Below are 19,047 nucleotides of genomic sequence, written 5' to 3' on the forward strand. Positions count from 1 at the left end.
AAGGAACCCCATGCCATGATGGCTTCAACCGCCCTCTCGATCATCCTGCCCGCCAAGAATGAAGTGGGGGCGGTGGGGGATACCGTCAGGCGGATTCGTCTGGCCTTTCCCGATGCGGAAATTCTCGTGGTCAACGATGGCTCGACCGATGATACGGCCCAGGTGGCAGAAGCGGCTGGGGCACGGGTCATTACTCATCCCTACAGTATGGGCAATGGCGCGGCCATCAAAACAGGCGCACGTCACGCGACCGGCGAGGTGCTGGTGTTCATGGATGCCGACGGTCAACACGATCCGGCGGATATTCCCCGTTTGCTTGCCCGGCTCGATGACGGGTTGGACATGGTGGTGGGCGCGCGCCAATCCGGTTCACAGGCCAGTGTGGGTCGTGGTTTGGCCAACCGCTTCTACAATGCGCTGGCTTCCTGGATGACCGGTCAGAAGATCGAAGATCTGACTTCCGGCTTTCGCGCCGTGCGCGCCGATAAATTCCGTGAATTTCTCTATTTGTTGCCCAACGGATTCTCCTACCCCACCACCTGCACAATGGCGTTCTTCCGCGCCGGCTATGGTGTGGCCTATGTCCCGATCATGGCAGCCCAGCGGATTGGCAAAAGCCATATTCGGCTCGTCAAGGATGGCATCCGTTTTTTGCTGATCATCTTCAAGATCGGCACCCTGTACTCCCCCCTCAAATTGTTCCTGCCGGTTTCCCTGCTGCATTTCATAGTCGGTCTGGGCTATTACCTGTACACCTACAGTGAATTCAATCGCTTGTCGCTGGCATCGGTGTTTTTGTGGAGCGCAGCGGTCACCATTTTTCTGATTGGCCTTGTTTCCGAGCAGATCACGCAGTTGATGTACAAGGACAGCGGCAATCGGCCCGATTCCCGGCACGAATAGCCTGTCAAAAAAGGCACTTCCGCCCTTTTCCCAATCACCCCGTTTTTTCTGCCCGCTCTCATCAGGCTGCCCGTATGATTTCTGTAACGGAATTTCATCGTTGATCGAACTACACTCAGAGCACAAACAAATACGTGGGAAATGAGTCATGTTTCAAAGCAGTCGAAAGCAGATCTGGAAAAAGTTAGGTTTATTGATCGGAGGGATTGTACTCATGGCAAGCAATGTTCACGCGGCCGATACCGGCGCAGGTCAAACAAGCCCCGTGGCCACCGACTCGATCGTTTTGGGCATGGGCTGCTTCTGGGGTGCGGAAAAGCGCATGTCGGAAATCCCCGGTGTGGTGGATGTCGAATCCGGCTATGCGGGCGGTGACAAGGCGCGGGTTGGCTATCGCGAGATTCTGAACGACGAGCAGGCCATCCGCCGGGGTGCGCTTAACGAGCGGAATCACGCCGAAGTCATCAAGGTCACTTTTGATCCGGCCAAAGTGAGCCTGAAAACCATCCTGATCAAATTCTGGGAAAACCATGACCCGACTCAAGGTGATCGTCAGGGTAACGATGTCGGCAGCAACTACCGCAGCGTGATTTATTACCATGACGACGCGCAAAAGGCGGTCGCACTGGAAACGCGAGACGCGTATCAAGCAGCCTTGACGCGCGCCGGACGCGGCACGATCACCACCGAGATTGCACCGTTGCGTAATTACAATACCGCCGAGGAATACCATCAGGACTACCTCAAGAAAAACCCGAACGGCTACTGTGGTCTGGGCGGCACCGGCGTGGCCTATCCCGGCAGTGATCAGGCCGCTTCTGCCCCGGCACCGCAACTGGTCGCGGCGGATTTGAATGCCGATCGTCAACTGATCGTGTTTGAAGCGCATGATTGCCCGTTCTGCGCCCAGTTCAAGAAAGACGTGCTGGCCGATTGGCGTTCGCCTGTGCCGGTCGTCGCCACGCTCAACCCCAATCCACCCAAGGGCTGGACGTTGGAGAAAGCCCTGTTTGCCACGCCCACCATCGTGCTCTTCGAGCAGGGCAAGGAAGTATCCCGATACACCGGCTACAACGGCGACAAGGACCGATTCTGGAAATGGCTCGGCTTTCATCTTTTAACGCCGGAACAACAGAAAATCGCCTTTGAGCAAGGCACGGAGCGGCCGGGAACAGGATCGCATCTGGACGAAAAACGCCCCGGCACCTTCGTCGATCCGATTACCGGTGCACCCTTGTTCCGAAGCGACACCAAATTCAACAGCGGCACCGGTTGGCCGAGTTTCTTCAATCCCCTACCGGGCGCCATCGAGCTCAGAGAGGACAATGCCTACGGCATGCACCGCGTCGAGGTGATCAGCGCCAGCTCGGGCATCCATTTGGGGCATGTTTTCGATGATGGCCCACCACCGACCGGCAAACGCTACTGCATCAACGGCGATGTACTGAATTTCGTGCCGGATTAGTTATCTGGTTCCCGGGCCAAACGCAGTAAGATAAGCGGCAGTTCTTGTATGTGCCCTGATTTTTTACTGTGAAGATTTCATGTCTAAATTATTGTTCTGGATCGTCATCATTCTCGGGATTGTCGGTTACGTGGTATACAAGCGTCGTGCACGCACGGCACCGCGATTGCCACGCGACAAGCCGCTCGACACCTTCGAGACGATCCGCTGTGCCGAGTGCGGCGTGTTCACGGCAAAAAACAAGGCGGTGATGCGCGATGGGCACTCTTTTTGCAGTTGGGAGCATGCCCAGAAATGGCATGATCGGCATTCCTCAAGCGATCATTCGTGATCCGCGAAACCATGACCCGACATCAATGATCGAGGCCCAATGATTCAGACTCGCCCCAACACCAGATCCGGTTCCGAAGCCGACAACTGGCGGGGTATTCGTCTCGTCAATGCCTACCGTGTTTTTCTTGCCTTTGCGCTCGTCGCTGCCTCTATTTCCGGCCGGGGCCCGCAGGTTTTCGGTCAGCAGGATCCCTACCTGTTCGGTTTTGTGGCCTGGGGTTATCTTGTCCTTGCGATGGGGTTCGAGTTCCTGCTTGAACTGCATGTCCTGCCTTTCCGTCCGCAGGCGCATTTGCACGCGCTCGGCGACATCATTGTTCTGGTGCTGGTGATGCATGCATCGGGTGGTCCGGGTGGTGGCATTGCCCTGTTGATGATTATTGCGGTCGGCCTGTCGGCGGTCTTGTTGGGCGCTACGGCCGCGATGGGCTATGCCGCCCTGGCCAGCATCATGGTACTGGGCGAGACGATGGTTTCCTCTCTGGTCGATCACGAAGAACGTCAGTTTGCGGCTGCGGGCTTTCTGGGTTTTGCCCTGTTCGTGGTGGCGATCCTGGTGGCAACATTCGAGCAGCGCGTCCAGCGTATAGAGCGTCTGACTCAACGCAAGGAAAAGGAAATTAATTATCTGTCTACCTTGGCCGTCCAGATTATCGAGCGGTCGCCGAATGGCATCCTGATCAGCGATCCGACCGGGCAAGTGGACTATATCAATACGGCGGCACGACAACTGTTGGCGGCCCGCCGACGGAGTGATGTCCGGAGTGTCGAGGGGAAACCCCCATCCAAATTGCGATTACGGGATACGCATCCCGCGCTGGCGAATGCACTGCAGGACTGGTACGACGGGCGGATCACCAAACATATCGAGTGTGACGAGCCGCATCGATTCAGGGCGGAATTCCACGCGCTTCAAACCGAACTGGGACAGCGGGCACTGGTGGTTCTGGTGGATCTGTCTGCCGAAGATGCCCGTGTGCAGCAGAACAAACTGGCCTCATTAGGGCGGTTGACGGCGAGTATCGCGCATGAAGTGCGCAACCCCTTGTCGTCCATTCGCCAGGCCAGTGAGCTGCTCGCCGATTCGACGTCGGAAGAGGAACGCGCCGAGCTGATCCCGATCATCATCCGCCACAGTGCGCGCATCAACACGCTGGTCGAAGGTGTGCTGGATGTCGCGCGCAGGCCGCAGGTGCAGCCGACCCGTATTGATTTCACCCAATGGCTGGCCGAGTTTGTCGAGCTTCATCGGCTCGACTGGGAGGCTAACTCGGTCGTCTGGCAAGCACCGGCAAAAGCCGATAAGGCCTGCGCATTGACCTTTGATAACTCACATCTCTGGCAGATTATGGATAACCTCGTTACCAATGCGATGCGGCATGGTCGTAGTGCCGATGGTGTGACCTATTTGAATATTGCCTGTCAGCTCGTCGAGCCGGATACGGTGACGATCCGTGTCTGTGATCGCGGCCCCGGCTTGTCCGATACGGCCACTCATTCGTTGTTCGAGCCCTTTTTCACGACACACGTCGAAGGCGTGGGACTGGGATTGTATGTCAGTCGGGAACTTGCCCTCTCCAATGGCGCGCAACTCTACGCCGAAGCCGCAGGGAATGATGCCGCCGGTTCGACCGGCACCTGCTTTGTGCTCCGTTGTCCGCGCGCGGTATGATGGCGCTTCATGAATAGGGATTTTGTTTATGACCGCTTGCTTGATCGTTGATGATGAACTGGATATTCGCACGCTGATCGCCCTATCGTTGCGCCGTGAAGGCGTGACCTGTCATCTGGCCGCCGATCTGGCCAGCGCGCGCGCTCAGTTGGCCGAGCTGGGCCACACGTTAAGTTTTTGTTTGACCGACATGCGCCTGCCCGATGGCGACGGGCTTGATCTGCTCGATGAGATTCGCCAGCGTTTTCCCGATTTGCCTGTGGCGGTGATTACGGCGCATGGGCAGGTGGATGCGGCCGTACGCGCCCTCAAGGCGGGCGCATTCGATTTTGTGTCCAAGCCGATCGAACAGTTGGTGCTCAAGCGTCTGTTGCGCGATGCATTAAAGGCCAGAACGCTTGATTCGGCCACTGATGGGGCAACACTGGATGCTGAAGGGGTAAGTGCAACTCAGCAGGAAACAGCGCCTGGGGATGGTCAGCCCGATGTTGGCATGAACGCAGCGGCCAAATCGCCCTTGATCGGTCAGTCGCGTGCCATGCAGATGCTGCGCGAGACCATTGCCAAGGTGGCGCGATCTCAGGCACCGGTGTTCATCTGCGGCGAGTCGGGCACAGGCAAAGAGCTGGTAGCGCGACAGATTCATGAACTCAGCGGTCGGGCAGATGGCCCCTTCATCCCGGTCAACTGCGGCGCCATTCCCGCTGAATTGATCGAGAGCGAGTTGTTCGGTCACAGGAAAGGCGCATTCACGGGGGCGCATCAGGCGCATGAGGGGCTCTTCCGTGCGGCGGAAGGCGGGAGCCTGTTTCTGGACGAGGTGGCCGATCTGCCGCTTGGCCTGCAAGTCAAGTTATTGCGCGCCATTCAGGAGCGCAAGGTGCGCCCGGTGGGTGAATTGACCGAAGTCCCCATCGATGTGCGCATCATCTCCGCGTCGCATCAGGACCTGAATGCGGCGGTGCGCGATGGGCGCTTCCGTCACGACTTGTTTTACCGCCTCAATGTGATCGAGCTGCGCGTGCCGCCCCTGCGCGCTCGTTTGGAAGATCTACCCGAACTCTGCGCCCATATTCTGGGCAAACTGGCCGAACGGGAGCACCGTCGTCCCCCGCACCTTACTGCGGATGCCTTGCACTGGCTGGCCCAGCAGTCATTCGAGGGGAACGTTCGGGCATTGGAAAATCTCTTGGAGCGGGCGATTGCGTTGACCGACAGTGATCTGCTCGGTGTTGCCGCACTGACCGATTTCCCCGACACGGGCGCGCTTACCCCGGCGATCGATCAGAATAATGCTCATCTCGATACATCAGGGGTCGTCAAGTCAACTTGGGGCGCTGCGCCACCGACCAGTGCATTGGAAGCGGAAGAACAGCGGCAGGTGCTGAGCGCGCTGGAAACGACCCGGTGGAATCGCAGCGAGGCGGCCCGGCGTTTGGGGTTGAGCCTGCGGCAACTACGCTATCGACTGGCTAAATGGGGTGTCGAATAAGCCCATCGCTTACCGTTGGTGATCCGTGTGTTTTGATGTGGTGCGATACGCCAGGGTTCGCTCGGCCTATGAGCGAATAACTAATTTAGTATTAACGAATTTACTTGGACAGGCTCCGGGATGAGCGAATAATCCAGGCATCGGGCAAGAGGCCCGTGTACTGAGGTGATCGGCGACGCACTTAGATTCGATGCCGATTATTGGATAATCACTCAGCTAGTGTACTGTTTCGCTCTTGGAGGTGCTTTCAGCGAGTCGCTGGCCGATTAGATGCAAGGCGCGCCCGCGCCGCAAGGGCCACCCCCTTGCAAGCGGGCGCAACACCGCAGATGATCGGCCAGCGGCTCGCCCGAAGGGAGTCCTCCGAATGCGCCATGACGGCGTTGCCGTGCTTGCCAAGGGCGTGGCCATTGCCTGCGCACGGCGCCTTGTCCTGACACATTCGGAGGACTCTGAAAGTACCCCCAAGAGCGAAACAGTACACTAGGAGGCGGTGAAAAGATGGAATTGTTCGGAACAGAATGGATGAATGCATATCAACAACAATGGAATGCCGCGCCGGAAGTTGCCGGCGCGTTGTCCGAGGCGGGTTTTTCAACGACGATCGGGGTGGGCTTCCCTGATGATCCGGCACCTAAGGCGTATGTTCGCGTCGAACAGGGCAAGATCGTTTACGCAGGGGCTTATGACGGCAGCGAACTGCACTGGGACATGCGCGCCGCTCCCGAGCAGTGGGAGAAGTGGCAGGATTCCCCGCCGGGTATGGTGGGACTCGGGTCCGCCGTGGCCTTGGGGCGACTGAAGGTTTTTGCCGGCGATTACGCCACCATGATCAAGAACCCAGCCTTGGCCGGCCCGTTCGTGAAAAGCTTTGGTCTGATGGGTAAAGTGGCGGCCTGACGCAACCAACTCATGTCCCGTTCTAAATTAACGCCCTTTACTGGGCGTTTTTCATGCCTGTTGTCAGATTCGGCGCGTTGTGGCGCTCGGCGCGCGAGGCAGGGAAGGTGACCCGGAACACGCTGCCCTGATTGAGTTGGCTGGTGATGTCCAGCTTGGCATCGTGTCGCAGAATCACGTGTTTGACGATCGCCAGGCCCAGCCCCGTGCCGCCGCGCGTGCGTGATCGCGCCACGTCGATCCGGTAGAAGCGTTCGGTTAAGCGGGGAATGTGCCGCGGCTCGATGCCGATGCCGGTGTCCTCCACTTCAAAAACGGGTTGGTTTTTTTCGTTTTGCTGCCAGCGAATGGTGATCGTACCGCCGCCGGGGGTGTATTTGACGGCGTTGAAGACCAGATTCGACAAGGCTGAGTGCAGCTCTCGCATGATGCCGACCAGCCATAGCCCCGGGTCTACTTCCAGCAGAATCTGATGCTGTTCTGCGCCAGACAGTAATTGTGCGTCGTGAGCGACGGTTTCGAGCAGACTGCGCATGTCGATGGACTCGAAATACTCCTCGTCGGGGCGCGAGGTTTCCAGTCGCGAAAGCAGCAACAGATCTTCGACGATGCGACGCATACGCTCAGATTGTTGGTGCATGTTGGTGAGGATGCGGAACATTTCACCCTGCGTATCTTCCTCGCTGTCGAGCAGGGTTTCGAGGTAGCCCGCCAGCACGGTCAGCGGCGTGCGCAATTCATGCGACACGTTGGCCACGAAATCCTGCCGCACGCCCTGAAGACGATAGAGTGCCGTCACGTCCCGTCCGATCAGCAGGCTGCGATCCTCGCCATAGGGCTCCATGCGCAGATTCAGCGCCCGTTGCTCATCGCCCGGAGACTGGAATTCCAGAACGCGCCCCGAAGCGCCTTCCCCCAGCCAGTTCACGAATGTGGGATCGCGTATCAGGTTGTCGATACGCAGGCCCACATCGTTCTGCGTCAGATTCAGCAGATCGCAGGCGGCATCGTTCAGCCACTCGATTTCACGCAACGGGGTCAGCACCACCATCGCATCCGGTACCGACATGGCGGAACGATGGTAGCGCTTCAACAAATCGACCAGCTTGCGTTGTCGCCGAACCCAGGAGGCGCGTACACGGCGTTGGCGATCCTGAATCAGGCCGGTCAGACCGTAGGTTGTCTGACCGGTGAATTGACGCCGGACGTTACGCGCCAGACGCATCAACCGATACAGCAGCGAGAGGGCGTAACAGGCAAACGTGAGGGCGATGGCCCAGCTGATTGCGCCACCCAACATGAACAGAACCCCGCCCGGCACGGCAGAGAGCAGGAGTAACAGCAATTCCTGCCGCCAGCGTGCGGCGTTCAGGCGCCATATCCGGTCTTGGTGCCTGTATCGGGCAGTGGGAGATCGATCGGGTCGTTTGACGGTGTTGAGTATTTTCTGTGGCACGATCGATCAGGCTTTGCTGGATAGCCGGTAGCCGACGCCGCGTACCGTTTGAATCAGGGCATCGAACCCGCTGGGCACCAGGGCCTTGCGCAGCCGCAGAATGTGGACATCGACGGTGCGCTCTTCCACATAGGCGTTGCGGCCCCAGATGCGGTCGAGCAATTGCGTCCGGCTGAACACGCGCTCCGGGTGCGTCATGAAGAAGGTCAGAAGACGGAATTCGGTCGGGCCAACTTCGATATCGACACTGCCGCCCGTCACCCGATGGCTTTCCGGATCAAGCCGCAAGCCCGCCACTTCGATCACGCCACCTTCGCTATCGGGTGATGCGCGACGCAGAACAGCCTTGATGCGCGCCATCAATTCCCGCGGTGAAAAGGGTTTGGTGATGTAGTCATCGGCACCGGCTTCGAGGCCGCTGACCTTGTCTTCTTCCTCGCCGCGCGCGGTCAACATGACGATCGGCACATCCCGTGTGAGTTCATCCCGCTTCATGCGCCGGGCGAATTCGATGCCGCTTGCGCCTGGAAGCATCCAGTCCAGCAAGACCAGATCCGGTAGTTTGTGCGAGAGTTGTTCGAATGCTTCGGAAACATCGCTCGCTTCGATCAGATCGTAGCCCGCGCGCCCGAGGGCGAACGTCACCATCTCCCGAATGGGTTTCTCGTCTTCAACGATCAAAATTGTTTTGCGTGCCATGATGAATGCTCGTGTTGCAGGGTGATGACTATTTGACCGCAAGGGAATGACACGATTATGACAATATGACAAACCGCCCGATTCTCCAAGCAGGGAACTTCCAAATAATCGCCATCTTTTTGTATGTTTTCTGCATAATCCCAAGAAACCGGGCAAAATCGCCTGGCACTCACACGAATGCACTGTGAAAACAACTAATCTCACCTCCTCGATTCTCAGCCCCTCGGCGCCTATCGGCATTTTCGACTCGGGTGTGGGCGGCCTTTCTGTTTATCAGGCGGTTCGCCATGCGCTCCCTGCGGAAGACATCATCTACATTGCCGATTCAGGCCATGCACCGTATGGAGATCGCTCATCCGACTTCATCACAGAACGGGCAGTTGCCATGACCGGGTTTCTTGTCGCCGCGGGGGCGAAGGCCGTGGTTGTCGCCTGTAATACGGCGACGGTCATCGCCGTGGAGCAACTGCGCAGGCAATTCTCGATTCCCATCATCGCGCTGGAACCGGCGATCAAACCCGCGATAGAGCATTCCCGATCTGGCGCCATCGGCGTGCTCGCCACCCGCAAAACAATCGAGAGCCCGGCCGTAGAGCGCTTGTGCCGCACACACGGGGCCAACACGCGCGTGCTTCTTCAACCGTGCCCCGGGTTTGTGGAGCAGGTCGAGCGGGGGGAAATGGAACATCCGAAGACTTACGAACTCATTCGTCGCTACGTCGAACCGCTGCTCGCGTCCGGGGCGGACACGCTGGTGCTGGGATGCACGCACTATGTGTATCTGGCTCGGCAGATCAGAGCCATCGTTGGGCCGGATGTGACCATACTGGATTCGTCGGCCGCCGTAGCCAGACAGGTCGGGCGGCGCATCGGCTCATCCAGCGTCGCCGCATCGGATGGTCGGAGCATCGAGGATCAGTTTTTCACTACCGCAGCATCGACAGATCATGCGCGCACGGTCATGTCCACACTACTGGGGCGTGCAGTCGATGTACGGTCTGCCCAAAGCACGAGCCCCGATTGGTCATGTACACACGAGGCGGTTCCCTGAACCTGCAAGACAAAGGGGTTCCCCAAAAAATTCCATGGAAGGTGTTTTCGAGGTTCCCTTGGGTGAAATGGAATGGTTATATTCTGCGTCCCTGAATAACCCGCACCAAAATTACGATAATCGCAAAAATCAATAAAATATGGGGCACATCGAAAAACCTTTCGATGTGCCCTTAATTTATAAGGCCGTGCCCGTGTACTACCCATCCCATCACGCACAACTCAAGGCGCATAGCCTCGCGAGCGAATCTGAGCCCTGTGGCGAAAAGGGAATCTCTGAACGCGGGCTTACGCCTGCTTCACATTAAGCTGGCGTTCACAAGCCGGCGCGCGGGCCGATCACGGATGGCTTGTGTTTACAGGCGATTCGGGCAGGGCTCAGCCGCTTCAACCTGCTTGAGATTATTCAGCGTGATCTTCGCAATGGCGTCGATCGCCTCTCGGGTAAAAAACCCCTGATGGGCGGTAACCAGTACATTGGGGAAGGTCATCAGGCGTTCAAGCACATCATCCTGAATGATCTCCTCGGAGTGATCTTCGAAGAACAGATTTTCTTCCTGTTCGTACACATCCAGACCCAACGCCCCGATGTGGCCGCGCTTGAGCGCTGCGATCACTGCACGGGTGTCGATCAAAGCCCCGCGACCCGTATTGATCAGCATGGCACCGCGCTTCATTTTGCCGATGGCCTTCGAATCGATGAGGTGGCGTGTTTCCTCACTGAGCGGGCAGTGCAGGCTGATGATGTCGCTTTGCGGCAGTAGTTCATCCAGCGAGACATACCGCACGCCCAGGGCCTTGCATTCATCGTTCGGATACAGATCGTACGCGAGCACGGTGCAGCCGAAGCCGAGCATGATGCGGGCCAGTACGGTGCCGATTCGCCCGGTGCCGACAATGCCGACCGTCTTGCCGTTCATATCGAACCCGAGCAGGCCATTGAGCGCAAAATTGCCTTCGCGCACCCGGTTATAGGCCCGATGGGTATGGCGGTTGAGCGTCAGCATCATCGCCACCGCATGCTCGGCCACGGCATAAGGTGAGTACGCCGGCACCCGCACCACATCAATGCCCACTTCACGCGCGGCGGGCAGATCGACGTTGTTGAAGCCGGCACAACGCAGGGCGACGGCCTTGACGCCGCGCCCCGCCAGACAGCGCAGCAGATGCGCGTCGATCTGATCGTGCACGAACACACAGACGGCCTCGGCATTTTCTGCCAGGCTGCATGTTTGGAGATTTAGTGCCGCTTCAAAGAATTGCAGTTCATGCCCGAAAGCCGCATTGGCTCGGGTCAGACTTTCCTTATCGTAGGGTTTGCTACTGAACACGGCAACACGCATGGCGAAATCTCCTACTGCTGAATCAAGAATCGGAACGCATCAAGCTTATCGCAAAGAGTGCCAATGCTCAGGTACGATTGCCGACATAGGGGCCTATCGGACTGTGATGGCGAGATGGTTTAGACTAGGGAGTCCTCTTCTATACCCCTGGCGATCCACGGTAAACGCCCTGAAATTCCGGAAAATATAAAGTGATGATTGATTCCCAGCAGATAGCCGACGATGTAACACGCGCGCTGACCGAAGATATGGGCAGCGGCGATGTCTCCGCGCGGCTCGTTCCTGCCGAACAGATGATGCAAGGTCAGATCGTGGCGCGAGAATCGTGCGTGTTGGCCGGCACGGCCTGGGCGGAAACCGCGTTCCGCCGTGTATCGAACCGCTCACTGGTTCAGTGGTTGTACCGTGATGGCGATACTGTCGCGGCAGATAGTGTCATCTGCACGCTCGATGGACCGGCACGCGCGCTGCTGACGGCCGAGCGCACGGCCTTGAACTTTCTGCAAACCTTAAGCGGCACGGCGACGATCACCCGCGCCTATGTCGATGCCATCAGCGGGACATCGGCACGCATTCTCGATACCCGCAAGACGATCCCCGGTTTGCGTATGGCGCAGAAATACGCCGTCACCTGTGGCGGCGGCTTGAACCACCGTCTGGGTTTGTACGACATGGTTCTGCTCAAGGAAAACCACATCATGGCGGCGGGGTCGATCACGGCAGCGGTGCAGGCCAGCCGCGTGATCAACCCGGATGTTCCGCTTGAGGTAGAAGTTGAAACCCTCGATCAGCTCGAAGAAGCATTGGCGGCGGGCGTTGACCGGATTCTGCTGGATAATTTCGATCTGGCCGGACTGCGCGCCGCCGTGGCAGCGAACAAGGGGCGGGCCAAACTCGAAGCTTCAGGCAATGTGGATTTGTCCACCGTGCGGGACGTTGCCCTGACCGGTGTGGATTTCATTTCGACCGGCGCCATCACCAAGCACGTTCAGGCCATCGACCTGTCGCTTCGTTTCACCCCTTCGTCCGACCACCTGATCGTGCCCTGAACCCCATCGAGAGGGCTGATGCCTGCGATTGCAAGCGATTCGGGGTGTTTTACGCCCCGTCCGGGCCGAGTACGGGCCGACGTCTCAGCCAGCGCACAAGGTGGGTCAGCACATGCAGTGCCGTCCAGGCCAGGGTCAGATTGAATGCCCAGTAATGACGATCCTCGGCAGCATCCTCGCCAACAAACTGCTCGAGTGTCAGCATCCAGCCCGTGACTGCGGTGGCGGTCATCAATAACAACAGCATCATGGCCGAAAAAGCGCCCAAGGGACCGAGCACAGGGCGCCCATCGGGATGATCCGCCGACGGCGACCGACGGAAGGCAAGCAGTTGGTGCAGGAAAAATCCCCATCTCGCATGCGGATGCCTGCTGCCAAAGCCGATCAAAAAACGCAGCCCGAGCAAGGCCAAGGCCCCGTAGCCCACCCATTCGTGCCATTCATCGCCATTCGATCCGCTCCACCACGCCAACAGCAGGATCAGCACCAAGCCCCAATGGATTGCGCGCTGACTGCGCGACCATCGACGGGTACCGGATATCGGGCGTTTCAGCACCATCGATTACCAGCTGCCGCGCTTGACGACCTCGCCGGTGACCGGGTGGTAGTAGATTTCCAGCTTTTCGCCGGCCTTGCCCCAACCGTAGATCTCAAAACAGTTGCCATCCGTCACCTTGAACAACTTGAGCTTGGGCACCTCTTGGGTGGCCTTGGCCAGCACCTTGTCTGCCGGCATCCAGGCCGAACGAGGCTCTTGCGTGCATTGCGGGCCAGCCTGGGCCGCGGTGCTCATGAACGCAGCGGTCAATCCAATAAAAAAATAGCGCAGTCTCATTGTGCAAAACCTCATGCTTGATTGAATAACCTGAGCCGCCCGCCCTGACGACCCTCCAAAAACAGTACGCGGCACACCTGGGTTTATGTTCCAAATAGCGTCCGCGGGGTACGATTGCAAACGCACCGTCACAAACCGCATCGACAAGGGGGCGGGCGCATCACTAAAGTTAACGTTAATGCGAATGATTATCAAAATAAATCGACTATAGGGCGCAACTAATTGCCTGGCTAACGAGGGCAACCCATTACTTAACCAGAATCTGGTTTTAGGGAATATTGAAAGGTTGTTCGAGGTGGCTTTAACAAATCGTTCATGGCAGCACATTCTTGTGCCGCACAGAACCTACGATTAAAGCAGAGTGTCCCTACGGGCTATCCGGCTAGTCGGCACGGGTCTAATCGAATTGATAATAGGTCTGATTCAGATAGGCCGACACGGCACTTACTTCCTCATCGAACCAGGGCACATTGAAGTGGTTGGCACAGGATTGCACCATCGTGTTCAGGCTGGCCATGTTCTTGATTTTACCGCCGCGTTTGGAAGTATAAAAAGCGGCATCATGAGGAGCGGAGTGGCAGTCGGCGCAATGCTGTGCATGCAGTTCGCTACCCCAGGAAGCATCATGCTGTTCGGCCGCTGCCGGCAAGGCGATCACGAGCAAAGCAGCGGCAAGTGACACACTTCGGGCATACTTGATGGTCAATGGCGTAGAATTCATGGATGGCTCCTCAATGAAATCGATTCGTTTGGCGCTGCTTCTGCGTGTGAGGCATCCCGCCGATTGGCGGTTTTTTTAATCTCACTCGTAGTTTAGTAATCGGTGAACGTGCCGCGAATCAAACTTATCTATCTTGAACAATACAAATCACTTGCACAGCATATTAATGAACATGATGACTTTATTCGGAATTCCTCAATGCGACACCGTGAAGAAAGCCCATGTCTGGCTGACCGATCACGGCGTGGATTACCAGTTCCATGATTACAAGTTGGCCGGTGTGCCAGAAGAACTGCTGGATCGCTGGCTGGATGAATTCGGTTGGGAAACGGTGATTAACCGTCGTGGCACGAGCTGGCGCCGTTTGCCGGAAGCTGAACGCAACGCGATGACCACAGCCACTGCACGCGCAGCCGCTTTGAGCAATCCCAGCCTGATCAAACGTCCGATTCTGGTGTCGGATCAATTCACCTTGATCGGTTTTGATCCAGAGCAATGGCAACACGCCCTCACTCAAGCGACTACCAACAAGGTGCCATCATGAACGACGTGCTCAATCCCAACCCCACTATTGCCCTGGCACAAGATCTGATCCGCCGCGCTTCGATCACGCCGGAAGATGCGGGCTGTCAGCCACTGTTGGCGGAGCGCCTGGCGGCCGTGGGTTTTACGATCACACCCTTGCCGTTCGGCGCGGTCGATAATCTCTGGGCCGTGCGCGGATCATCCGGCCCGTTGTTCTGTTTTGCCGGGCACACCGACGTGGTGCCGACGGGCGATGCCGCAGCTTGGAGCCAGCCGCCGTTTGCCGCGAATATCGTCGATGACGTGCTGATCGGCCGCGGCAGCGCAGATATGAAAGGCTCGATCGCGGCGATGGTCACGGCCATCGAGCGTTTTGTGCAGACGACGCCCGAACCACCGTTTCGCATGGCCTTTTTGATTACCAGCGATGAAGAAGGCGTGGCCGTCGATGGCACGGTCAAGGTCATCGAGTGGTTGAGCGAACGCGACGAAAAAATCGACTGGTGTCTGGTGGGCGAGCCCTCCAGCCGCGAGCGACTGGGCGATGAATACAAGATCGGTCGTCGCGGTTCGATCACGGGTAATCTCGTCATCCACGGCAAACAGGGCCACGTCGCCTACCCGCATCTGGCCGACAACCCCGTGCACCGCGCCGCGCCGTTTCTGGCCGAACTCACGGCCATCGAATGGGATCAGGGCAACGCACACTTCCCACCGTCTACCCTGCAAATCGCCAATATCCATGCGGGGACGGGCGCGAACAACGTGATTCCCGGTCAATTACAGGTGCAGTTCAATCTGCGCTTCAACACCGAAAGCAGCGTGGAGAAAATTCAATCCCGTATCGAAGCTTTGCTGGAAAAACACCAACTGCGGCATAGCTTGAACTGGTCGATTTCGGGGCAACCCTTCCTCACGAAACAGGGCCCGTTCGTCCATGCCGTCGAAGCGGCGGTGGCGGCCGTGACCGGTGTCAAACCGTTGCCGTCGACGGCGGGCGGCACCTCTGATGGCCGGTTCATTGCCCCGACCGGGGCCGAGGTGATCGAACTCGGCCCATTGAACGCGACGATTCATCAGATCGACGAGCGGGTGCCTATGGCTCACCTCATCGACTTGTCACGCATTTATGAGGCCCTGCTCCACCAACTGGCAGCGGCGCAATGATTCTTAAGCGCGCCGGTCACTGACTGCCATGGGCCTACTGCGTTCCACCGCGCTGATCAGCAGCATGACGATGATTTCGCGCGTGCTGGGTTTCGTGCGCGACATGCTGCTGGCGCGCGTCTTTGGTGCCAGCCCGGCCACGGATGCGTTTTTCGTGGTGTTCAAGATCCCCAATTTCCTGCGTCGCCTGTTTGCCGAAGGCGCGTTCCAGCAGGCGTTCGTGCCGGTGTTGTCGGAATATCGGGAGAAGAACAGCCGAGCGGAACTCAAGGATTTTATCGATCATATGTTCGGCACGCTGGCGGCGGTGTTGATCGTGGTCGTCGGCTTGGGCATCAGTGCCGCGCCGCTGGTCATTACTGTCTTTGCACCGGGCTTTTCGGATGATCCGGCGCAACGGGCGCTTGCAGCGCACATGCTCTGGATCACGTTCCCCTATCTGTTTTTCATCTCGCTGACGGCTTTTGCCGCCAGTACGCTCAACGCCTTCGGGCGATTCGGCATGCCTGCGCTGGCGCCGATCTGGCTCAATATCTCGCTGATTGCCGCCACCCTCGTTGCCGCGCCCTGGTTCAAGGAGCCGGTGATGGCACTGGCCTGGGGCGTGTTTTTCGCCGGGATTCTGCAGTTGTTCTTCCTGCTGCCTTTTCTGGCGAGACTGGGTTTGTTGCCGCGCCCGCGATTCGGTCGACACGCGGGGGTGCGCAAAACCATCCGCCTGATGATTCCGGCGATGTTCGGCGCCTCGATCACACAGATCAATTTATTGGTCGATACCATCCTCGCCTCCATGCTGATGGTGGGTAGCGTGTCGTGGCTGTACTACAGCGATCGGCTGGTCGAGCTGCCGCTGGGTGTTTTCGGCGTGGCGATTTCCACGGTGATTCTGCCCAAGCTCTCCCGCGCCTACAGCCGCACCGATCAAGGTGATTTTTCCGGCACGCTCAACTGGGCGATCAAGTTCACCGTGTTGCTGGGGCTGCCGATCTGCGCTGGGCTGGTGGTGCTGGCGCAACCGATGCTGGCGACGCTGTTCGAATACGGCTCGTTCAACGCGTTCGACACGCACATGGTTGCCCTAGCGATGTCCGCCTATGCGCTGGGTTTGCCCGCCTTTTTGCTGATCAAGATGTTCGCACCGGGTTTCTATGCGCGGCAGGATACGAAAACGCCGGTCAAGATCGGCATGGTCGCGGTCGGGGCAAACCTGACGTTCAAGGCTATCATCGTTTTGCCGTGGATGTTCCTGTTCGGCGGTTATGCGGCCCATGCGGGCCTGGCGCTCACCACCGCGATGGCCGCCTGGGTCAATTTCGGCTTGCTGGCGTATTTCCTGAAAAAACGTGATGCCTGGAAACCAGATCCGGCCTTATGGTTATTCTTGCGCCAAGTGCTGGCCGCCACGCTCGTGATGGCGGCGGTCTTGCTCTGGCTGCGCCCCGACGCGGCGCAATGGACGCACGCCCATGCGCTGACTCGAATCGTCTGGCTGTTTTTACTGATCGCGGGCGGCATGCTCGTGTACGCCGCCAGTGGGTGGTTGACGGGCTTGCATCCGCGTCGTGTCTGGCAGCATCTGAAAAATGCCAATTGACCTACTTTCTCCAACGGCATTACCGCTAGTTCTCATCGGTTACGGTGATATCGCCCGGCGCGTGGCCGAACGGCATCCCGACCACCCGATCATCTCGCTCGCCCGCCATCTCGCCCCGCCGCCCGCCGGGCATCGAGCCGCATGGGCGGCACTGAATTTTGATCTGGATCGGGACGAACCACCCGCGAAGCTGCCGTCAAAGGCCATCTGGCTCTATTTCGCCCCGCCGCCCAATGATGGCGTTGTCGATACCCGTGTGGCCCGATGGTTGGCGGCCATCCCGCCCGCACAACATCCGCAAGGGGTGATCTATGCCAGCACCACGGGAGTGTATGGCGATCACCATGGGGAATGGATCGACGAGCAGACGCCGGCCAATCCCGCCCATGATCGAGGCCATCGCCGGCTGGACGCCGAAGCCCGCTTCGACGATTGGTGCCGTGCGCGATCCATCCCGTTGACCGTGTTGCGCATCACCGGCATCTACGCCTGTGATCGCCTGCCGCTGGAACGCATCCGCGCGGGCGCGCCGGTTGTGTGCCTGGATGAGTCGCCGTGGTCCAATCGCATTCATGCCGACGATCTGGCCGATATCTGCACTCGCTTGATCGCCCGGCTGGAACAGGGCAAACCCGTTGCGGGGCTGTTCAACATCAGTGACAACAATCCTCGCCCGATGACGGAGCTGTTTCTCGCCACGGCGGCGCATTTCAAGTTGCCGCCGCCACCGTGTCTGCCGCTGGCGGATGTGCTGGCGCAGTCCTCGCCGATGGCTCGTGAATTTCTGAGCGAATCCAAACGGATCGACGCCAGTGCGATTCAACGCGAACTGGATTGGCGACCGCGTTACCCCAGCCTGGCGGCCACTCTGGCCGATTGTCGGGCAGAGGACATGGCCGATGGACAGCCCATCAGCTTGCCCCCTCGTCGCTGACGTACGGCGATCCGCATCTTCAGCCCATTCCCTTCAATCCTTTCTGTTGTGAGTCGAGCATGACCCTGAACTTAACGCCCGTGCTGTTTGAACAGCTCGTCGATGGCCTCGTGGAACACGGTTGGTATCAATGGCCCCACGCCGTGACCGATTCGCTCTGCCAGGCCCTGTTGGCAGAAGCCGAGTATCACGATACGCAAGGCCATCTGGAGCGCGCCGGTGTTGGGCGTGGGGCGATTCATCAAATCAATTCATCGATTCGCCGCGACGAGATCAAATGGCTCGACGGGCATACGGCGGCGCAGAAAGCCTATCTCGACCAGATGGCCGAGCTTCAGTTGCAACTCAATCGCAGCCTGTTTCTGGGCTTGTTCGAATACGAGTGCCATTTCGCGCTCTATAAGGAAGGCGGCTTCTATAAAAAACATCTCGACAGCTTCCGCGGGCGGGCAAGCCGGATGGTTACGACCGTGTTGTATCTGAACCCGGACTGGCAGGCCGATTGGGGCGGCGAGCTGTTGATTTACAAGGAAGATTCCGATGAAAAGTTGGCGGTGATTACGCCGCAAATGGGCAAGCTCGTCGTCTTCATGAGTGAGCAGATACCCCACGAAGTGCTCCCCACCCATAAACCCCGCGCCAGCATTGCAGGCTGGTTCCGCTGCAACGCCAGCGTGACGGGGAAAATCGATCCGGCAAAATAAATCCCCCTCATTCCCCCCTTTTTCAAAGGGGGATGCGTATTCGTTCAAAAAGTGTCGCCCCTTTTTATGCAGAGGAAGGTAAGCGTCCAGCCGCCCCACCTGTTCTGACGGGGATTGAGTAGGGTAAAAAGTGTCCACCTATTTTTAGTGGACACTTTTATGAACCTGACACCATCTGCTCGCCAACGGCGCTACCATCCTGCTG

At 58.3% G+C, this 19,047-nt stretch carries 19 protein-coding genes; 13 read left to right on the top strand and 6 right to left on the bottom strand.

The genetic code is table 11. The annotated features are described in order from the left end of the window. Window positions 1-15 precede the first annotated feature (15 nt). From PHD44_RS05065 to PHD44_RS05090, 6 genes are all read left to right on the top strand, one after another. Window positions 16-903 (top strand): glycosyltransferase family 2 protein, encoded by an 888-nt coding sequence (locus PHD44_RS05065; protein ID WP_300188758.1) that lies wholly within the window; start codon window positions 16-18, stop codon window positions 901-903. 214 nt (window positions 904-1,117) lie between these two features. Further along, window positions 1,118-2,368: a peptide-methionine (S)-S-oxide reductase MsrA gene (gene msrA / locus PHD44_RS05070; RefSeq protein ID WP_300188761.1), complete on the top strand. Its 1,251-nt coding sequence runs from the start codon at window positions 1,118-1,120 to the stop codon at window positions 2,366-2,368. A gap of 79 nt (window positions 2,369-2,447) precedes the next feature. Further along, entirely contained in the window at window positions 2,448-2,699 is a 252-nt protein-coding gene (locus PHD44_RS05075; RefSeq protein WP_300188763.1) for a PP0621 family protein, read from the top strand. A gap of 39 nt (window positions 2,700-2,738) precedes the next feature. Further along, a complete protein-coding gene (locus PHD44_RS05080; protein WP_300188766.1) occupies window positions 2,739-4,373 on the top strand; it encodes an ATP-binding protein in 1,635 nt (544 codons plus the stop codon). Window positions 4,374-4,401: 28 nt separating this feature from the next. Beyond that, window positions 4,402-5,865: a sigma-54 dependent transcriptional regulator gene (locus PHD44_RS05085; protein WP_300188768.1), complete on the top strand. Its 1,464-nt coding sequence runs from the start codon at window positions 4,402-4,404 to the stop codon at window positions 5,863-5,865. A 525-nt stretch (window positions 5,866-6,390) separates the two neighbouring features. Continuing rightward, window positions 6,391-6,765, top strand: a complete 375-nt coding sequence (locus tag PHD44_RS05090) for an SCP-2 sterol transfer family protein (protein WP_300188771.1) — start codon at window positions 6,391-6,393, stop codon at window positions 6,763-6,765. 37 nt (window positions 6,766-6,802) lie between these two features. Here the strand turns inward: PHD44_RS05090 and phoR are convergent, their stop codons facing one another. Continuing rightward, complete coding sequence (gene phoR / locus PHD44_RS05095) at window positions 6,803-8,221, bottom strand: phosphate regulon sensor histidine kinase PhoR (RefSeq protein WP_300188774.1); 1,419 nt, start codon at window positions 8,219-8,221, stop codon at window positions 6,803-6,805. Between the two features lie 6 nt (window positions 8,222-8,227). Further along, window positions 8,228-8,920 (bottom strand): phosphate regulon transcriptional regulator PhoB, encoded by a 693-nt coding sequence (gene phoB / locus PHD44_RS05100; protein WP_300188777.1) that lies wholly within the window; start codon window positions 8,918-8,920, stop codon window positions 8,228-8,230. Between the two features lie 184 nt (window positions 8,921-9,104). Here phoB and murI point away from each other — a divergent pair, with 184 nt between their 5' ends. Continuing rightward, window positions 9,105-9,971, top strand: coding sequence for a glutamate racemase (murI, locus tag PHD44_RS05105; protein ID WP_300188780.1), 867 nt, complete (start codon window positions 9,105-9,107; stop codon window positions 9,969-9,971). 355 nt (window positions 9,972-10,326) lie between these two features. Here the strand turns inward: murI and PHD44_RS05110 are convergent, their stop codons facing one another. Further along, complete coding sequence (locus PHD44_RS05110; RefSeq protein ID WP_300188783.1) at window positions 10,327-11,313, bottom strand: 2-hydroxyacid dehydrogenase; 987 nt, start codon at window positions 11,311-11,313, stop codon at window positions 10,327-10,329. A 194-nt stretch (window positions 11,314-11,507) separates the two neighbouring features. Here PHD44_RS05110 and nadC point away from each other — a divergent pair, with 194 nt between their 5' ends. Then, entirely contained in the window at window positions 11,508-12,362 is an 855-nt protein-coding gene (gene nadC / locus PHD44_RS05115; RefSeq protein ID WP_300188809.1) for a carboxylating nicotinate-nucleotide diphosphorylase, read from the top strand. Between the two features lie 49 nt (window positions 12,363-12,411). On the opposite strand, the gene PHD44_RS05120 is transcribed toward nadC, so the two are convergent. The 3 genes from PHD44_RS05120 to PHD44_RS05130 form a co-directional block, all read right to left on the bottom strand. Further along, window positions 12,412-12,918 carry a cytochrome b/b6 domain-containing protein gene (locus tag PHD44_RS05120; RefSeq protein WP_300188785.1) on the bottom strand — a complete coding sequence of 169 codons (507 nt, stop codon included), beginning with the start codon at window positions 12,916-12,918 and terminating at the stop codon, window positions 12,412-12,414. 6 nt (window positions 12,919-12,924) lie between these two features. Beyond that, window positions 12,925-13,197, bottom strand: a complete 273-nt coding sequence (locus PHD44_RS05125) for a PepSY domain-containing protein (protein WP_300188788.1) — start codon at window positions 13,195-13,197, stop codon at window positions 12,925-12,927. A gap of 397 nt (window positions 13,198-13,594) precedes the next feature. Continuing rightward, window positions 13,595-13,918 carry a hypothetical protein gene (locus tag PHD44_RS05130; RefSeq protein ID WP_300188791.1) on the bottom strand — a complete coding sequence of 108 codons (324 nt, stop codon included), beginning with the start codon at window positions 13,916-13,918 and terminating at the stop codon, window positions 13,595-13,597. Window positions 13,919-14,093: 175 nt separating this feature from the next. On the opposite strand from PHD44_RS05130, the gene PHD44_RS05135 reads away from it, so the two are divergent. Genes PHD44_RS05135 through PHD44_RS05155 form a run of 5 tightly spaced genes read left to right on the top strand, consistent with a single transcriptional unit; the run spans window position 14,094 to window position 18,842 of the window. Continuing rightward, window positions 14,094-14,462 carry an ArsC family reductase gene (locus PHD44_RS05135; protein WP_300188794.1) on the top strand — a complete coding sequence of 123 codons (369 nt, stop codon included), beginning with the start codon at window positions 14,094-14,096 and terminating at the stop codon, window positions 14,460-14,462. Beyond that, complete coding sequence (gene dapE / locus PHD44_RS05140) at window positions 14,459-15,610, top strand: succinyl-diaminopimelate desuccinylase (protein WP_300188796.1); 1,152 nt, start codon at window positions 14,459-14,461, stop codon at window positions 15,608-15,610. The genes PHD44_RS05135 and dapE overlap by 4 nt, the downstream gene beginning before the upstream one ends. A gap of 28 nt (window positions 15,611-15,638) precedes the next feature. Next, on the top strand, window positions 15,639-17,204 hold the full coding sequence (murJ, locus tag PHD44_RS05145; RefSeq protein WP_300188798.1) for a murein biosynthesis integral membrane protein MurJ: 1,566 nt from the start codon (window positions 15,639-15,641) through the stop codon (window positions 17,202-17,204). After that, window positions 17,194-18,138 (top strand): NAD-dependent epimerase/dehydratase family protein, encoded by a 945-nt coding sequence (locus PHD44_RS05150; RefSeq protein ID WP_300188800.1) that lies wholly within the window; start codon window positions 17,194-17,196, stop codon window positions 18,136-18,138. The genes murJ and PHD44_RS05150 overlap by 11 nt, the downstream gene beginning before the upstream one ends. 59 nt (window positions 18,139-18,197) lie before the next feature. Further along, the gene (locus PHD44_RS05155) at window positions 18,198-18,842 is read left to right on the top strand and encodes a 2OG-Fe(II) oxygenase (RefSeq protein ID WP_300188803.1); all 645 of its coding nucleotides are present in this window, start codon (window positions 18,198-18,200) and stop codon (window positions 18,840-18,842) included. Window positions 18,843-19,047: the final 205 nt, after the last annotated feature.

This window comes from Halothiobacillus sp. (assembly GCF_028710545.1).
In the GTDB taxonomy this organism is placed as follows: Bacteria; Pseudomonadota; Gammaproteobacteria; order Halothiobacillales; family Halothiobacillaceae; genus Halothiobacillus.

Coding starts and splice junctions, on each gene's coding strand:
- PHD44_RS05130 (WP_300188791.1), bottom strand. CDS start 13,918: ATGAATTCTACGCCATTGACCATCAAGTATGCCCGAAGTGTGTCACTT.
- PHD44_RS05090 (WP_300188771.1), top strand. CDS start 6,391: ATGAATGCATATCAACAACAATGGAATGCCGCGCCGGAAGTTGCCGGC.
- PHD44_RS05155 (WP_300188803.1), top strand. CDS start 18,198: ATGACCCTGAACTTAACGCCCGTGCTGTTTGAACAGCTCGTCGATGGC.
- nadC (WP_300188809.1), top strand. CDS start 11,508: ATGATTGATTCCCAGCAGATAGCCGACGATGTAACACGCGCGCTGACC.
- phoB (WP_300188777.1), bottom strand. CDS start 8,920: ATGGCACGCAAAACAATTTTGATCGTTGAAGACGAGAAACCCATTCGG.
- dapE (WP_300188796.1), top strand. CDS start 14,459: ATGAACGACGTGCTCAATCCCAACCCCACTATTGCCCTGGCACAAGAT.
- msrA (WP_300188761.1), top strand. CDS start 1,118: ATGGCAAGCAATGTTCACGCGGCCGATACCGGCGCAGGTCAAACAAGC.
- PHD44_RS05150 (WP_300188800.1), top strand. CDS start 17,194: ATGCCAATTGACCTACTTTCTCCAACGGCATTACCGCTAGTTCTCATC.
- PHD44_RS05110 (WP_300188783.1), bottom strand. CDS start 11,313: ATGCGTGTTGCCGTGTTCAGTAGCAAACCCTACGATAAGGAAAGTCTG.
- PHD44_RS05080 (WP_300188766.1), top strand. CDS start 2,739: ATGATTCAGACTCGCCCCAACACCAGATCCGGTTCCGAAGCCGACAAC.
- murJ (WP_300188798.1), top strand. CDS start 15,639: ATGGGCCTACTGCGTTCCACCGCGCTGATCAGCAGCATGACGATGATT.
- PHD44_RS05125 (WP_300188788.1), bottom strand. CDS start 13,197: ATGAGACTGCGCTATTTTTTTATTGGATTGACCGCTGCGTTCATGAGC.
- PHD44_RS05085 (WP_300188768.1), top strand. CDS start 4,402: ATGACCGCTTGCTTGATCGTTGATGATGAACTGGATATTCGCACGCTG.
- PHD44_RS05135 (WP_300188794.1), top strand. CDS start 14,094: ATGACTTTATTCGGAATTCCTCAATGCGACACCGTGAAGAAAGCCCAT.
- PHD44_RS05075 (WP_300188763.1), top strand. CDS start 2,448: ATGTCTAAATTATTGTTCTGGATCGTCATCATTCTCGGGATTGTCGGT.
- PHD44_RS05065 (WP_300188758.1), top strand. CDS start 16: ATGATGGCTTCAACCGCCCTCTCGATCATCCTGCCCGCCAAGAATGAA.